This is a genomic window from Shimia sagamensis, assembly GCF_900182745.1.
In the GTDB taxonomy this organism is placed as follows: domain Bacteria; phylum Pseudomonadota; class Alphaproteobacteria; order Rhodobacterales; family Rhodobacteraceae; genus Shimia; species Shimia sagamensis.
Genome location: NZ_FXTY01000006.1, coordinates 194,435 through 210,303, shown reverse-complemented (window position 1 = coordinate 210,303; position 15,869 = coordinate 194,435). Strand labels below are relative to the sequence as shown.

Here is a 15,869-nt window from a genome sequence, read left to right as displayed (position 1 = left end):
AGCATCCATGGCTGGAAAATGTGGTGCAAGTCTTTACACGGGCCACGTGTGGCACGGGCAGCGCACGACCCTCCCCACGGGAGGGCGCTTCACGCCCACCCAGGGTCGTGCGCTGCCCTCTGTGAGGAAGGTCGGCCATCAGATCAGAGATCCATCAGCAGGCGGCGTGGGTCTTCCAGCGCTTCTTTCACGCGCACGAGGAAGGTCACGGCGCCTTTGCCGTCCACGATGCGGTGATCGTAGGACAGGGCCAGATACATCATCGGACGGATCACAACCTGACCGTTGATTGCCATTGGACGGTCCTGAATTTTGTGCATACCGAGGATACCGGACTGCGGTGGGTTCAGGATTGGCGAGGACATCAGAGAGCCGTAGACACCGCCGTTGGACAGCGTGAAGGTGCCGCTCTGCATTTCCGCCATGGACAGTTTGCCGTCACGGGCACGTTTGCCTTTTTCAGAGATGGCTTTTTCGATCTCCGCAAAAGACATGCTGTCGGCATCGCGGATCACAGGCACAACCAGACCGGTTGGCGTGCCAGCGGCCACACCCATGTGTACGAAGTTCTTGTACACGATGTCGGTGCCGTCGATCTCTGCGTTCACCTCTGGCACTTCTTTCAGCGCGTGCACACAAGCTTTGGTGAAGAAAGACATGAAGCCCAAACGCACGCCGTGCTTTTTCTCGAACTGGTCTTTGTATTGGCTGCGCAGTGCCATGACCTCGCCCATGTCGACCTCGTTGTAGGTCGTGAGCATGGCGGCGGTGTTCTGGCTTTCTTTCAGACGCTTGGCGATGGTCTGACGCAGACGGGTCATTTTCACGCGCTCTTCGCGGGAGGCGTCGTCAGCGGATACCGGTGCACGTGGGGCTGCAGCCGGGGCTGGGGCAGCGGCAGGTGCTGGGGCCAAGGCGGCTTTCATCACGTCTTCTTTCATGATGCGACCATCGCGGCCTGTGCCGGTGACAGCAGATGCAGCAATGCCTTTTTCCGCCATCAGTTTGTTGGCAGATGGGGCGTTTTCGACATCAGCGGAACCAGCAGGTGCGGCAGCTGGGGCTGCGGCAGGCGCTGTTGGTGCGGAGGCAGACGCGCCACCAATTACGGCCAGTTTTGCGGAGGCGTCCACAGTGGCACCTTCAGCTGCGACGATCTCAGTCAACACACCAGCGGCAGGCGCAGGCACTTCGACGGAAACCTTGTCGGTTTCCAGCTCACAGAGCATCTCGTCTTGCGCAACGGTGTCACCCACAGCTTTGAACCATGTGGAGACGGTGGCCTCGGTTACGGATTCACCCAGAGTTGGGACCATCACGTCAACCGCATCACCACCACCGGATGCAGGGGCTGCGGCGGCGGGTGCTGCGGTAGCGGCTGGCGCAGGTGCGGCACCTTCGCCCGCGGTGATGTTGGCCAGCAGAGCATCAACACCCACGGTGTCGCCTTCGGCAGCGACAATCTCTCCCAGAACACCGGCGGCTGGGGCCGGGACTTCGACGGTCACTTTGTCGGTTTCCAGCTCGCAGAGCATTTCGTCGACAGCAACCGCATCACCCGGTTTCTTGAACCAGGTGGCAACGGTGGCTTCGGTGACGGATTCGCCAAGGGTAGGGACTCGAACTTCGGTCATGGATCAATTTCCTTCCATGGAGAGCGCGGCATCCACCAGCGCTGCTTGTTGGGCTTTGTGTTGGCTTGCCAGTCCGGTGGCAGGCGAGGCGGAGGCCGGGCGGCCTGCGTATACCGGACGGGAGTGTTTGGCTTTGATGCGTGTGAGCGCCCATTCAATGTTGGGTTCGATGAAGGACCAGGCACCTTGGTTCTTGGGTTCTTCCTGACACCAGACCATTTCTGCATCTTTGAAGCGCTCAAGCTCCTTGATCAGCGAGTGGGCTGGGAACGGATAATATTGCTCAATCCGCATCAGGTAGACATCGTCGATGCCACGGGCGTCGCGCTCTTCGAGCAGGTCGTAGTAGACTTTGCCGGAACACATGACGACACGTTTGACGTCTTTGTCTTTCTTCAACTCGGTGTCGGACTGGCCTTTCTGGGCGTCATCCCACAGCACGCGGTGGAAGGAAGACCCGTCGACAAAATCCTCCGCTTCAGATGTCGCCAGTTTGTGGCGCAGCAGGGATTTGGGTGTCATCAGGATCAGCGGCTTGCGGAAGGTGCGGTGCAGCTGACGGCGCAGGATGTGGAAGTAGTTGGCCGGCGTGGTGCAGTTGGCCACAATCCAGTTATCGCCACCACACATCTGCAAGAAACGCTCAAGACGTGCGGAGGAGTGCTCCGGGCCTTGGCCTTCAAAGCCATGTGGCAACAGAACGGTCAGACCGGACATGCGCAGCCATTTGCTTTCGCCTGAGCTGATGAACTGGTCAAACATGATCTGCGCACCGTTGGCAAAATCGCCAAACTGGGCCTCCCAAAGGGTCAGCGCATTTGGTTCTGCCAACGAGAAGCCATATTCAAAGCCAAGCACCGCGTATTCAGACAACGCAGAGTCGATGACTTCGTATTGGCTCTGACCGGCGCGGATGTTGTTGAGCGGGTAGTAGCGCTCTTCCGTGTCCTGGTTGATGATGCCGGAGTGGCGCTGCGAGAACGTGCCGCGGGTGGCATCCTGACCGGATAGGCGCACGGGGTAGCCTTCGGTCATCAGTGAGCCAAAGGCCATGGCTTCGGCGGTGGCCCAGTCAAAACCTTTGCCGGAAGAGAACATCTTGCCACGGGTGTCCAGCAGACGGCCCACGGTTTTGTGCAGCGGGAAGCCTTCGGGCACGGACGCTAGGGCGTTGCCGATTTCTGCCAAGGTTTCCGGCTTGATCGAGGTTTGGCCGCGTTCATAGTCTTCGCCGCGTTTGTCCAAGTGCGACCAGCGTCCATCAAGCCAGTCAGCTTTGTTGGGTTTGAAGTCTTTGCCCACTTCGAACTCTTCGTTCAGATGGGCTTGGAAAGAGGCTTTCATGTCCTCGATCTCACCCTCTGGAATGAGGCCGTCTTTCACCAGACGTTCGGTATACAGCGTCAATGTGGTTTTGTGCTTCTTGATGCGCTTGTACATCATCGGGTTGGTGAACATGGGCTCGTCGCCCTCGTTGTGCCCAAAGCGACGGTAGCAGAAGATGTCGAGGACGACGTCTTTGCCAAATTTCTGTCGGAACTCGGTGGCAACTTTGGCCGCGTGCACAACTGCTTCGGGATCGTCGCCGTTCACGTGGAAGATTGGTGCTTCCACAACCAGTGCGTTGTCCGTTGGGTATGGGGAGGAGCGGGAGAAATGCGGCGCGGTGGTGAAACCGATCTGGTTGTTCACCACGATATGCATGGTGCCGCCGGTTTTGTGGCCCTTTAGGCCAGACAGGGCAAAGCACTCCGCCACAACACCTTGGCCCGCAAAAGCCGCGTCGCCGTGCAACAGGATCGGCATTACAGAGGTGCGGGCATCGTCGTTGCGTTGATCTTGTTTGGCGCGAACTTTGCCCAGCACAACCGGGTTCACCGCCTCAAGGTGGGAGGGGTTGGCGGTCAGGCTGAGGTGGACAGTGTTGCCGTTAAACTCACGGTCGGAAGAGGCGCCGAGATGGTATTTCACGTCACCGGAGCCGTCGACATCTTCTGGCTTAAAGCTGCCGCCCTGGAATTCGTTGAAGATCGCGCGGTAGGGCTTGGCCATCACATTGGCCAGCACCGACAGGCGGCCACGGTGGGGCATACCGATGACAATCTCTTCGACACCCAGGCTGCCACCGCGTTTGATCACCTGCTCCATGGCAGGGATCAGGCTTTCGCCGCCGTCCAGACCAAAGCGCTTGGTGCCCATGTATTTCACATGCAGGAACTTCTCGAAACCTTCGGCCTCAACCAGCTTGTTCAGGATGGCTTTGCGGCCCTCACGGGTGAAGGTGATCTCTTTGTCGTACCCTTCGATGCGCTCTTTGAGCCAGCTCGCTTCTTCTGGGTTGGAGATGTGCATGTATTGCAGCGCAAATGTACCACAGTAAGTGCGCTTCACGATGTCCATGATCTGGCGCATCGTGGCGATGTCCAAGCCGAGCACTTTGTCGATGAAGATCGGGCGATCCATGTCGGCGTCGGAGAAGCCGTAGGATTTTGGATCAAGCTCTGGATGTGGAGTGTTATCGCGCATGCCCAGCGGGTCGATGTCGGCAATCAGGTGGCCGCGAATTCGGTAGGCGCGGATGATCATCAGGGCGCGAATGCTGTCCAGCACCGCACGTTTGATCGCTTCGTCAGAGACCTCAACGCCGGATGCGGCGGCTTTCTCTTTGATCTTTTTGCCAGCGGCCTTGGCTTCAACCTGTTCCGGCCATTCGCCGGTCAGGGAAGAGGTTAGGTCGTCGTTTGGCTGTGGCGGCCAGTCATTACGTGCCCATGACGGGCCTGCGGCCTCTGCCTTGACGTCCAGTTCTGCATCACCAAGCTGGCGGAAAAACTCCTGCCAGACTTCGTCAACCGCAGCGGGGTCGGCGGCGTAGCGGGCATACATCTGTTCGAGGTATTCCGCATTGTGCCCCTGCATAAAGGAGGAGGCGTGGAAGATGTCGTTTGGCGACTGTTCGGTCATGATGGCACCTCGTGAAGGATGGGACCGGATTTATGTTGGCCCCACATAGGGCTGGCTTGGGGTAGATGAACGCGGGAATGTTTCAAAAGACTTAGCGCAGGTTGCGCGGAAACATAATTTTTCGCGTTCACCTTTCAGTTATGGGCCCGACGGCAACGCCGGGCAGCGCCTGACCCTCCCCATGGGAGGGCGCTTTCGCACCCACCCTGGGTCAGGCGCTGCCCTTTATTGATATGCCGAGCGGCAGGCATTTAGCCGATCGCTTTGAGCACAGCTTCGCCGAGACCGGCTGGGCTGTCAGCAACAACAATGCCAGCTTCTTTCATCGCGGCGATTTTGTCGTCTGCACCACCTTTGCCACCGGCAACGATTGCGCCAGCGTGGCCCATGCGGCGGCCGGGAGGGGCCGTGCGACCAGCGATAAAGCCAGCAGTTGGTTTCCAACGGCCTTTCTTGCGCTCGTTAGCCAGGAACTCAGCAGCTTCTTCTTCTGCTGAACCGCCAATTTCACCAATCATGATGATCGACTGGGTCTCATCGTCAGACAGGAACATGTCGAGGATGTCGATGTGCTCGGTGCCTTTGATCGGGTCGCCGCCGATGCCCACAGCTGTGGATTGGCCCAGACCGATGTCAGCAGTTTGCTTCACGGCTTCATACGTCAGTGTACCGGAGCGGGACACAACACCCACGGAGCCACGCTTGTGGATGTGGCCTGGCATGATGCCGATTTTGCAGGCGTCAGGTGTGATCACGCCGGGGCAGTTTGGGCCGATCAGGCGGGACGCGGAGCCTTGCAGCGCGCGCTCAACCTTCATCATGTCCAGCACAGGAATGCCTTCGGTGATGCAGATGATCAGTTCCATCTCAGCGTCGATCGCTTCGAGGATCGAGTCCGCTGCGAAGGGCGGAGGAACATAGATCACAGAGGCGTTGGCTTCGGTGGTTGCCTTGGCTTCGTGCACGGAGTTGAAGACCGGCAGGCCGAGGTGGTCCATGCCACCTTTGCCTGGCGTTACGCCGCCGACCATTTTGGTGCCATAAGCGATGGCTTGTTCAGAGTGGAAGGTGCCCTGAGAGCCGGTGAAGCCCTGACAGATAACCTTGGTGTTTTCGTCTACGAGGATAGCCATTTGGCAGTCTCCTTGGGGTTAGAACTTTGGCAAATCGACTCGTTCGCCATTGTTGCGAGGGGCAGCTGGTGCCCTTCGGACTCTATCTTTGTCTTTCGAAAGTGACCTGGCTCGATCCGTATCCGCTCGATGCGAAACGCAAATTCACCTTTTGGGTGCCTAGTTGAAAGAATTGCTCCGAAACATTGCTGCTTATTTTCCGGGTTTTCCGAGTGTACCCTTTGTCAATTAGAGACTTTCCAGCAATTGCAAAGGCTTCCTTGTAGTCAGAACGTGTCCAAATATTAACTGACACGAAGCATTTTCTCTTGCTTTGGGTTCCAACGACTATTTCAGTTCGGGCAAGGGCATTGGACCTTTTAACAGCGAACCGCATGTTCCCCATAAACCCCTTGAAGCCCAAGCTCTTGAGAGTCTTTGTGCTGGTTCCCGAAGCCATGAAGGCCGCGCAAGCATCGCTGCCTTGGGTGACACGGTTAGCGACCTCTTTTGGCAGTGAACTTGAAGCCACCGCCGCCTGAGGAAGGGAAAACGCTAACAACGAACTGACAAGGAAAACCTTCATCGCTTAGCCCTTAACCGCTTTCACGATTTTTTCAGCGCCGTCGGACAGGTTGTCGGCTGCGATCACATCAAGACCGGAGGTGTTGATGATCTCTTTGCCGGCTTCCACGTTGGTGCCCTCAAGGCGCACAACCAGTGGCACCTGCAGGCCAACTTCTTTCACCGCGGCCACAACGCCCTCTGCGATTACATCACAGCGCATGATGCCGCCGAAGATGTTCACAAGGATGCCTTTGACCTGTGGGTCGGACGTGATGATTTTGAAGGCTTCGGTCACTTTCTCTTTGGTGGCGCCGCCGCCAACATCGAGGAAGTTCGCAGGCTCAGCACCGTAGAGTTTGATGATGTCCATGGTGGCCATCGCCAGGCCGGCACCGTTCACCATGCAGCCGATTTCACCGTCCAGAGCGATGTAGTTGAGGTCATACTTGGACGCCTCAAGCTCTTTGGAGTCTTCTTCGGTTTCGTCACGCAGCTCCGCAACCGCAGGCTGGCGGTACATGGCATTGCCGTCAAACGCGACTTTGGCGTCGAGCACTTTCAGATCGCCGGAACCTTCCAGAACGATCAGCGGGTTGATCTCCAGCATCTCCATGTCTTTTTCCATGAAGGCTTGGTAGAGCTGACCCATCAGTTTCACACACTGCTTTACCTGCGCGCCTTTGAGGCCGAGGGAGAAGGCAATGCGGCGGCCGTGGTAGGCTTGGTAGCCAGTGGCCGGATCGACAGAGAAGGACAGGATTTTCTCAGGGGTGGCTTCGGCCACTTCTTCGATGTCCATGCCGCCTTCGGTGGAACAGACAAACGACACGCGCGAGGTGGCGCGATCTACCAGCAGAGCCAGGTAGAGTTCGTTTTCAATGTCAGAGCCATCTTCGATGTAGATGCGGTTGACCTGTTTGCCCGCTGGGCCGGTCTGGTGGGTCACAAGGGTGCGGCCCAGCATCTTTTTGGCTTCTTCAGCGGCTTCTTCAACTGAGAAGGCAAGACGGACACCGCCCTTTTCGCCTGCGTCAGCTTCTTTGAAGGAGCCTTTGCCGCGGCCACCAGCGTGGATTTGTGCTTTCACAACCCAAAGTGGGCCGTCCAGTTCACCAGCGGCGGATTTGGCGTCTTCTGCTTTCAGAACGACGCGGCCTTCGGACACCGGGGCGCCGTAGGAGCGAAGCAGGGCTTTCGCCTGATATTCGTGGATGTTCATGGAACTGTCCCATCTTGCTACGATTGGCGCAGTTCTGGCACAGTCCTGTCGAACCGATAAGCAAATTCGACAGGAATGGTGGATTTTTTCTTATTTGTGATCACAGTCAGAAAAAGTGTGATCACAAAATGGGTCAGTTCGGCGAAAAACCGCACAGGGTTAACAAAATGTCTATGAAATAAGGGGATGCGTGTCCGAGTCGGATTGCATTGCAGCGTTACCGCAAACGGTTCGACGCAGATAAACCGAGTTGCGCCAGCCTTGTCTTGGAGGCTTTGTCCGGAATTTGAGCCGAACCTTGGGGAGGAACGATGGTGTGGCAGCACTGCAAACTGGCGACCCGCTGACCTATTGCAGAGACTTCTGCCGGTATGCGGTCCGAGCGGGCCGCGTCAGGTGTGGTGCGGTTCCCAACTGCGCAGTTGGACGGTTAAGTCGGAGTGCAAGACGTCACGCCAGACTGGGTGCTCACAAGGGTGCTCCCCTGCGGGCAAGTTAGGCCGGCGTTTGAGGCCGCGGTCGCTGCGTATCCTGGTGTCGGGACCTGGTTGTTGGGGCCTGGGGAGACGGGAGGCTCGATCTGAGGGCCGCTACGTACACTTCGGTCCGTGGTTGTTTGGGAGCTTCCGCAGGCGGTCAAGGTTGCGGAAAATATCAGGGCGACTGGAAGAGCTAGGCGATGGAACATAGGGGGCCTCAAACGAATTGTTTAAAAGAATTGGCGGCGCCAAAGCGCATACATGCAGAAAGTGTATGCAGTTTACGGGCCAACGCAACCAAAACGAAAAAATTGACAGGCGGGCGCGCTTTGTTGTTTTACATGGTGCGCTGTCTCCATCATTCAGGAGACGCATTTTGAGCCGATACGGCATCGCATTGGAGAAGACATTTGCGTTGGGATATTGTGACAACGGCTTTTGAGCCAACGGCGGTGACATTGGGGTTTCTGGCGCATCATGTGGATTTGGGGGTCAACAAAATTTGGCTGCATCTGGACGCACCCAATCCCGAGCTGGAAAACATCGTTGGAGAGCATGCACAAATTGAGATTATCAATTGTGATGCCGAGTATTGGAAAGGCAGTTCCAAAGGGGAACGGCCTTGGGACTTTCGCATTCGTCAAACGATCAATGCGGATGCGGCCATGGCGCAAAGTGAGGCGGATTGGATTGCCCACATTGATGCCGATGAATATGTCACCAACACAGACGTACTTTTTGCCTTCCTCCAGCAGCAACCTGAGGAGGTGCTGACTGTGGTGATGCAAAACGCGGAGCGGGTACATCGCCGGGGACAACAGCAGCCACAGGTCTTTGCTGGCGATTTTCGATTGCCGTTCCCGCCTCGCATTCATCGGGCGTTGCCTCTGTTGTATGGGAAATATGCGCGATACCTGCAAAAGGGGTTGGCAGGCTATTGGCACGGAAAGGCGTTCACTCGTGTTTCTTCCGGTCTGCCACTTGCTTTGCATCGGGCCAGGTTGCCTGAGGGGACACCTGTTCATAAGGGGCAAAGCGAGTTTCCAGAGAGCGCAATATTGCATTTTGACGGCATGACAAAAGAGCATTGGCTCGACAAAATGCGTAAGAAGGCGCCGGACGGAAAAGTGTTAAAGCCCCACAATCCAGCGCGGATGCGACAAGCACAGGACGTTTGGGACAACCGCGACAACGAACCGTTTCTTGATGATCTTTACCGGCACGTCAAAGAGATCAGCGGGTTTCAAGCCATGGTGCTCAACCTTCTTGGGCGGACGAAGAGGTTTGACCTGGACGTGCCAGCCAAGATCACAGCTGTTTTCCCACAGGCAAAAGTGGATCTGGCGCCCGCGGCGGTGGACGCCGCGCTCAAGGATATTCAAGAGGGGCGAATGCCCACGCAGCTTTAAAGACAAAAAGGCGCCGCAGTGGGCGCCTTTTTCAATTTTGTTGCAGCGTGGCTTATGCCAACGAGCTGTCGATACCTTTGCAGGCGTCCACGAGACCTTTTACGGCGTTCACAGAAGTGTCGAACATTTCCTGCTCATCCTTGTTGAGCTTGATGTTCACAACTTTCTCAACACCACCGGCGCCGATCACGGTTGGCACGCCGACATACATGTCTTTCACGCCCAGATCGCCGTCACAGTAAGCGGCACATGGCAGAACGCGCTTTTGGTCTTTGAGGAATGCTTCGGCCATTTCGATGGCGGAGGCAGCTGGTGCGTAGAAAGCGGAACCAGTTTTCAGCAAGCCAACGATTTCCGCGCCGCCGTCACGGGTACGCTGAACCATCGCGTCCAGTTTCTCTTGTGTGGTCCAGCCCATGTCGATCAGATCTGGCAATGGGATGCCGCCAACGGTGGAGTAGCGCACGGAAGGCACCATAGTGTCGCCGTGGCCGCCCAGAACAAAGGCAGTTACGTCACGCATGGAGACGTTGAATTCTTCAGCCAGGAAGTGACGGAAGCGTGCGCTATCCAGAACACCCGCCATGCCGCACACTTTGTGTGTTGGCAGGCCGGAGAATTTCTGCAGTGCCCAAACCATCGCGTCCAGCGGGTTGGTGATGCAGATCACAAAAGCGTCTGGTGCGTTGTCGCGGATGCCTTCGCCAACAGATTTCATCACTTTGAGGTTGATACCCAGCAGGTCATCACGGCTCATGCCTGGTTTACGTGCCACGCCTGCGGTTACGATGCAGACGTCTGCGCCAGCAATCGCAGCATAGTCCGAGGAGCCGGACATGGCGGCGTCGATTTTCTCAACGGGGCCAGATTCTGCGATGTCGAGTGCCTTGCCCTGAGGCAGGCCGTCAGCGATGTCAAACAGTACAACGTCACCAAGTTCTTTGATTGCAGCGAGGTGGGCGAGCGTGCCGCCGATGTTACCTGCGCCGATGAGGGCGATCTTTGGTCGTGCCATGGGATCAGTCTCCGGTCCGGTTGATTATCGCCGGTGGCTTAAGTCGAATTGCGCGTTGACGCAAGTGTTTGAAGCCATGGCCGGGCATACTGCCGCATGTGAGATAGATAGAGAGGACGGCAAATTCTCACGTAATTTGTATGGTTTGGGCCGCTTGATTTGACGCTGCGCATGTGAGTAGATGTCCGAGATAATTCACAGGCTTCATTGAGGACTAAAAAATGAGAACGACTCTGAAAACCCTGATGGCACTGACTTTGGTGGCCATGACCGTGTCTGCATGCGGTGGCGGAAGTGCAACCACTAACGTGCAAGCGGTGAGCGTTGGGGACCAGTTGGCCTCTCTCGAAAAAGCCTATGCGGATGGTCTGGTGTCCGAGAAGGAATACAAGGATCAGCGCAAAAAGATTCTTGACGGCAAATAAGCGCGATCACGCTGCTTTGCAGCATAGGTTGCCTTTAATTGCAGCAGGCGCAGCATTGGCCGCGCCTGTTTTTGTATGACTGATTCTCTCACATTTTGGATTTTGGCACCGGTCGCGGTCCTGTTTGCAGGCGTTTCCAAGGCAGGTTTTGGATCAGGTGCGGCTTTTGCAAGCGCCGTGGTTTTGGCGTTGATTCTACCGCCCACTCAAGCATTGGGGCTGATGTTGCCACTTTTGATGTTGGTCGATTTGGCAACGCTGCGCCCGTATTGGGCAAAATGGAGCTGGCCGGACGCAAGGGTTTTGATTTTGGGCGGGGTGCCGGGAGTAGTTGCTGGCACGGCGTTGTTTGGAATTGCTAGCGACGACGCGCTGCGTCTTTTGATTGGCGCTGTGTCGCTTGGGTTCGTGATCTGGCAACTTTGGCCGCGATCCGGGGTGCGACGCCAAATGCCGGTTGGGGCCGGCTTTTTGGCAGGGGCTTTTGCAGGTTTCACCAGTTTTGTCAGCCATGCAGGTGGACCACCTGCGGCTGTGTATCTGTTGTCACGTGGGTTGGGAAAAACAGCGTATCAGGCCACCACGGTGCTGGTGTTCTGGGCCATCAATACCGCGAAATTTGTTCCGTATGCGTTTCTTGGGGTGTTTACCGCCGAAACCCTACGCGCGGGCGCCATTTTGGCACCATTTGCATTACTGGGAGCCTGGGTAGGTGTGAAGCTGCATCACGCCGTTTCAGAGCAGGTCTTCTTTGCATTGACCTATTTGCTCTTGTCGATCACCGGCGTGAAGCTGATTTTTGACGCGCTTTCATAAGGGCGTTTGACATCAGGCGTCGTCACCTTTGGCAGGCAGAGCTTCTGCAAGCTTTTCATAGGACTGGCCGGTCGCCATGAGACAGGTTGAGCCGTTTGGCATGGTGACGGTGATGGTCCAGCTGCCGGAATCTTCGGAGGCAAAAATCTCCACCATTGAACCCTGTGTGCCAAGACCAAGCGCCTGACGGGATTCCCCGTACTTCTGGGCCAGACGTTCCACAACCAGGTCGCGGGTGGCGCAGTGTTGCATGTTCTGTGCCTGGGCGATTGAGGTGGCGCAGATCGAAAGGCCAAGACCGGCCGTCAGGGTCAAAAAAGTGCGTTTCATGTGGTTTCCTCTCATAAAGAAGGCATGTGCGCGCCTTTTGCACGCCATGGATGTTAAAGCTCTCGCCTCTTCTTATGATCGCGGTCCTTTTGAACCGTCTTTGCGTTCCTCCCACAGGAAGCGATAAGGTGAGTGTGCGCAGGTCGAGGCAAAAAAATGGTTAACGTAACGATTTTATTGTTTCCAAATTCGCGACATTGGGCGCACCCGCTTGAGAACGTGCGAGTCTTTTCTGCGCTGCGGCAAAATTCTCCTTGAAGTTTTCTGAGAAAAATGCACCTCTCTGCGCAACATAATTGCGGAGAGAGTCATGGATCAGCGCGCGCGCCCCTTTCGGTCGGTTCTTTATATTCCTGGGTCCAAGGACCGTGCTTTGGAAAAGGCACGTGGTTTGCCGGTGGATGCAATCATCTTTGATCTGGAAGATGCGGTGGCGCCGGACGAAAAGGAAAACGCCCGTGCCACATTGGCTGAGGCGCTGACGCAAGGTGGCTATGGCAGCCGAATGCGTGTTGTGCGGATCAACGGTTTGGACACGCAATGGGGTGCGGCGGATGCCAAGGCTGCAGCAGGCATGAATTGTGACGCGGTGTTGCTACCCAAAGTGGAAAGCGCTGCGCAGCTGGATGCTTTAGCAGCGCTGATTGGAGACAAGCCAATTTGGGCGATGATGGAAACACCACGCGGCATGTTGAATGCGGCAGAGATTGCGGCGCATCCACAGTTGACTGGCTTTGTGATGGGCACCAATGACCTCGCAAAAGAGCTGCAAACTCGTTTCCGTCCAGACCGCCTGCCAATGATGGCGGGGTTGGGTCTGTGTCTGTTGGCTGCGAAAGCTGAAGGTATTGTGATTGTTGATGGCGTTTATAATGCCTTCAAAGACGCCGAGGGGCTCAAAGTAGAATGTGATCAGGGCCGTGACATGGGGTTTGATGGCAAAACGCTGATTCACCCGGCGCAGGTGGACGTGGCCAATGCGGCCTTTGCGCCAAGCGAAGGTGAGATTGATCTCGCCAAACGGCAGATCGTGGCGTTTGAGGAATGTGAAGCCAGCGGGCAGGGCGTCGCCGTTGTGGATGGCAAGATTGTCGAAAACCTGCACGTTGTCACTGCGCGAGAAATTTTGGCAAAGGCGGATGCAATCGCCGCGCTGGAAGGTTAACTCTACCCCCATAACCAACCAAATGTTGAGGACACAAATGTTTCGAAAATACCCTGCCGCACGCTTGGTGCTCTCGGGACATTTCCGAAACATTCACTGTTGAAGAGGTCCTCAACATTTTAATCCAGCGAGGGAGCGAGATGACTATATTGGTTCTTGGGGTGCTACTTTGGGCCGGGGCCCATTTTTTCAAGCGGGTCCTGCCCGGTGTGCGGGAGCCTATGGGCGACAAAGGCAAAGGGCTTGTGGCGATTGCGCTTGTTGCCTCGATTGTGCTCATGGTGATTGGCTATCAGGCGGCACCGGTTGAGGACGTTTTGTGGGTGGCACCAAGTTTTGCCAAACACATCAACAATTTGGCGGTCCTGTTTGCCATTTTCCTGATGAGCCCTGCGCCGCGCAAAGGCAAGTTGTTCAATGGGATGCGTCACCCGATGCTGATCGGGTTTGCTTTGTGGGCTGGTGCGCACCTTTGGGTCAACGGCGATATGCCGTCGCTGGTCCTGTTTGGCGGCCTGTTGGTTTGGGCGCTTGCCGAGATTGTCGTGATCAACAAAGCCGAAGGGCCTTGGACGCCAACAGAGACCGGCAGCATTGCCAAAGACGGCATGTTCTTTGGTGCCTCCATCATTCTGATGGGTGTGATCGGATATATTCACGGGCTTGTCGGCCCAAACCCATTTGGAGGGTAAACACATGAAACTCTATCGTTTTCTCTCCGAAGAGGACACATCGGCGTTTTGTCACAAAGTGACGGACGCGCTTAACAAGGGGTGGGAGCTGTATGGCTCCCCGACACAGACCTTTTGCCACAAGACCGGCGTGATGCGTTGCGGTCAATCTGTGGTGAAGGAAGTGGAGGGCACCTACACCCTGGAGACCAAACTGGGAGAACACTGATGGCCAAGACCAATCCGGGCCGGTTTTTTGAAGACTACACGCTGGGTCAAGTGATCGAGCACGCGGTGCCACGCACCGTGGGGGCAGGGGAGCGGGCGCTGTATCATGCGCTCTATCCTGCGCGTCATGCTCTGTATTCGAGCGACGAGTTTGCGCGCACCTCTGGCCTGCCGCAATCGCCGCTGGATGATCTGGCGGCGTTCCATGTGGTCTTTGGCAAAACGGTTCCGGATGTGTCGCTCAACGCGGTGGCAAACCTCGGCTATGCCGAGGGGCGCTGGCTGAAGCCGGTTTACGTGGGTGACACGTTGCGGTCGTCCTCCGAAGTGATTGGCGTAAAGCAGAACTCCAACGGTAAAACCGGTGTGGTCTATGTGCGTACGCGGGGCATGAACCAGCGCGACGAAGTGGTCATGGAATATGTGCGCTGGGTCATGGTGCGCAAACGCGACGTAGACGCCCCGGCACCTGAGACTGTGGTGCCGGAGCTGTCCAAGGTGATCGATCCAGCTGATTTGGTGATCCCGGACGGATTGAACTTCACCGGCTATGATTTTGCCCAGGCGGGCGAAGCCCATCGCTGGGGCGACTATGAGGTGGGGGAGACCATTGATCACGTGGACGGTGTGACGCTGGAAGAAGCGGAGCACATGATGGCAACGCGCCTGTGGCAGAACACCGCCAAGGTGCATTTTGACGCCACCTTCCGCCCGGACGGGCAGCGCCTGATCTATGGTGGACACATTATTTCTCTGGCACGCGCGTTGAGCTTCAATGGGTTAGCCAACGCGCAGATGATTGTCGGCCTCAATGGCGGTGCGCATGCCAATCCGGCGTTCTCTGGCTTGACCGTGAAGGCGTGGTCTGAGGTATTGGACAAGGCGGAAACTTCGGCACCTGGCGTTGGTGCGATCCGCTTGCGTTTGGTGGCCACGAAGGGCGGGGAACCGTTTGCGCTGAAAGGTGAGGACGGGAAATACCAGCCAGATGTGCTGCTTGACCTTGACTACTGGGCGTTGATGCCGATGTGATTGGTCTCATGTTGAGACCTCTTTGCACCGCTGCCGCCCTAGCTTTGGCCTGTCCTGCACAGGCCGAGCTTTCCTTTGACACCACGAGCGATGACACCATCGCTTATGTTGAAAGCAACCTGCTTGGGATATTTTATCACGAGCTGGGCCATGCGCTGATCGACATTCTAGGCTTGCCGATTTTTGGGCAGGAGGAAGACGCGGCAGATGTGTTGTCGATCTTTTTGATCGATGCCTTTTATGAAGAAGAAAGCGCTGTGCAGTTGGCCTATGACGCGGCCTTTGGCTTCCTTGGAGAGGCAGAGGCGAATTCAGACATTGTTTTCTGGGACGTGCACGGGCCTGATTTGCAGCGTTATTACAATACGGTGTGCCTGTTCTATGGGGCCAACCCCGAGGAACGCGAAGACGTTGCGCAGGATTTGGGGTTGCCGGAAGAGCGGGCTGAGTACTGTCCGGACGAGTATGATCAAGCGGCACAGAGCTGGGGTGGGGCGCTTGATGAAATTGTACATGACGCAGGTGGTCAAACGCTGACCTTTGGGGACATCGAGGTGGAAAACGATGGTGGTTCACTTACCGCTGAGATCGTGCAGGCGGAAGTTGAGGCGCTCAATCAGGAGTTCCGGCTACCGGAAGATCTTCTAATTTCGATTGTGCCGTGTGAAGAGGCCAATGCTTACTACGACCCGCGGCGTGTCGAGATTGTGATGTGTACAGAGTTTGCGGATGCGCTGGTTGAGATGGCTCCGGAGATGTGAGCCACACAAGGACGTGAGAGGTTTTTTTTCGGCACCTGCGTT

The 15,869-nt window shown here is 56.4% G+C and carries 14 protein-coding genes; 8 read left to right on the top strand and 6 right to left on the bottom strand.

The genetic code is table 11. From position 1 onward, the window contains the following. Positions 1-143 precede the first annotated feature (143 nt). From odhB to sucC, 4 genes are all read right to left on the bottom strand, one after another. Positions 144-1,634 carry a 2-oxoglutarate dehydrogenase complex dihydrolipoyllysine-residue succinyltransferase gene (gene odhB / locus QOL67_RS16360; protein WP_283427051.1) on the bottom strand — a complete coding sequence of 497 codons (1,491 nt, stop codon included), beginning with the start codon at positions 1,632-1,634 and terminating at the stop codon, positions 144-146. 3 nt (positions 1,635-1,637) lie between these two features. Continuing rightward, positions 1,638-4,598, bottom strand: a complete 2,961-nt coding sequence (locus tag QOL67_RS16355) for a 2-oxoglutarate dehydrogenase E1 component (protein WP_283427050.1) — start codon at positions 4,596-4,598, stop codon at positions 1,638-1,640. 251 nt (positions 4,599-4,849) lie between these two features. Continuing rightward, positions 4,850-5,731, bottom strand: a complete 882-nt coding sequence (gene sucD, locus QOL67_RS16350; protein ID WP_283427049.1) for a succinate--CoA ligase subunit alpha — start codon at positions 5,729-5,731, stop codon at positions 4,850-4,852. Between the two features lie 568 nt (positions 5,732-6,299). Further along, entirely contained in the window at positions 6,300-7,496 is a 1,197-nt protein-coding gene (gene sucC, locus QOL67_RS16345; protein WP_283427048.1) for an ADP-forming succinate--CoA ligase subunit beta, read from the bottom strand. Positions 7,497-8,385: 889 nt separating this feature from the next. On the opposite strand from sucC, the gene QOL67_RS16340 reads away from it, so the two are divergent. Further along, a complete protein-coding gene (locus QOL67_RS16340) occupies positions 8,386-9,384 on the top strand; it encodes a glycosyltransferase family 2 protein (protein ID WP_283427047.1) in 999 nt (332 codons plus the stop codon). A gap of 52 nt (positions 9,385-9,436) precedes the next feature. Here the strand turns inward: QOL67_RS16340 and mdh are convergent, their stop codons facing one another. After that, on the bottom strand, positions 9,437-10,399 hold the full coding sequence (gene mdh / locus QOL67_RS16335) for a malate dehydrogenase (RefSeq protein WP_283427046.1): 963 nt from the start codon (positions 10,397-10,399) through the stop codon (positions 9,437-9,439). Positions 10,400-10,620: 221 nt separating this feature from the next. On the opposite strand from mdh, the gene QOL67_RS16330 reads away from it, so the two are divergent. Both QOL67_RS16330 and QOL67_RS16325 read left to right on the top strand, forming a co-directional pair. Then, positions 10,621-10,824 (top strand): SHOCT domain-containing protein, encoded by a 204-nt coding sequence (locus QOL67_RS16330; RefSeq protein WP_283427045.1) that lies wholly within the window; start codon positions 10,621-10,623, stop codon positions 10,822-10,824. Between the two features lie 75 nt (positions 10,825-10,899). Further along, on the top strand, positions 10,900-11,640 hold the full coding sequence (locus QOL67_RS16325) for a sulfite exporter TauE/SafE family protein (RefSeq protein WP_283427044.1): 741 nt from the start codon (positions 10,900-10,902) through the stop codon (positions 11,638-11,640). Between the two features lie 12 nt (positions 11,641-11,652). On the opposite strand, the gene QOL67_RS16320 is transcribed toward QOL67_RS16325, so the two are convergent. After that, the gene (locus QOL67_RS16320; RefSeq protein WP_283427043.1) at positions 11,653-11,970 is read right to left on the bottom strand and encodes a hypothetical protein; all 318 of its coding nucleotides are present in this window, start codon (positions 11,968-11,970) and stop codon (positions 11,653-11,655) included. Positions 11,971-12,280: 310 nt separating this feature from the next. Here QOL67_RS16320 and QOL67_RS16315 point away from each other — a divergent pair, with 310 nt between their 5' ends. The 5 genes from QOL67_RS16315 (at position 12,281) to QOL67_RS16295 (ending at position 15,827) form a co-directional block, all read left to right on the top strand. Further along, on the top strand, positions 12,281-13,135 hold the full coding sequence (locus QOL67_RS16315) for an HpcH/HpaI aldolase/citrate lyase family protein (RefSeq protein WP_283427042.1): 855 nt from the start codon (positions 12,281-12,283) through the stop codon (positions 13,133-13,135). A gap of 140 nt (positions 13,136-13,275) precedes the next feature. Next, positions 13,276-13,827: an NnrU family protein gene (locus QOL67_RS16310; protein WP_283427041.1), complete on the top strand. Its 552-nt coding sequence runs from the start codon at positions 13,276-13,278 to the stop codon at positions 13,825-13,827. Between the two features lie 4 nt (positions 13,828-13,831). Then, a complete protein-coding gene (locus QOL67_RS16305; RefSeq protein ID WP_283427040.1) occupies positions 13,832-14,035 on the top strand; it encodes a DUF1737 domain-containing protein in 204 nt (67 codons plus the stop codon). Continuing rightward, positions 14,035-15,066, top strand: a complete 1,032-nt coding sequence (locus QOL67_RS16300) for a MaoC family dehydratase (protein WP_283427039.1) — start codon at positions 14,035-14,037, stop codon at positions 15,064-15,066. Before QOL67_RS16305 ends, QOL67_RS16300 begins: the two co-directional genes overlap by 1 nt. A gap of 8 nt (positions 15,067-15,074) precedes the next feature. Continuing rightward, positions 15,075-15,827 (top strand): DUF4344 domain-containing metallopeptidase, encoded by a 753-nt coding sequence (locus QOL67_RS16295; protein ID WP_283427038.1) that lies wholly within the window; start codon positions 15,075-15,077, stop codon positions 15,825-15,827. Positions 15,828-15,869 lie beyond the last annotated feature (42 nt).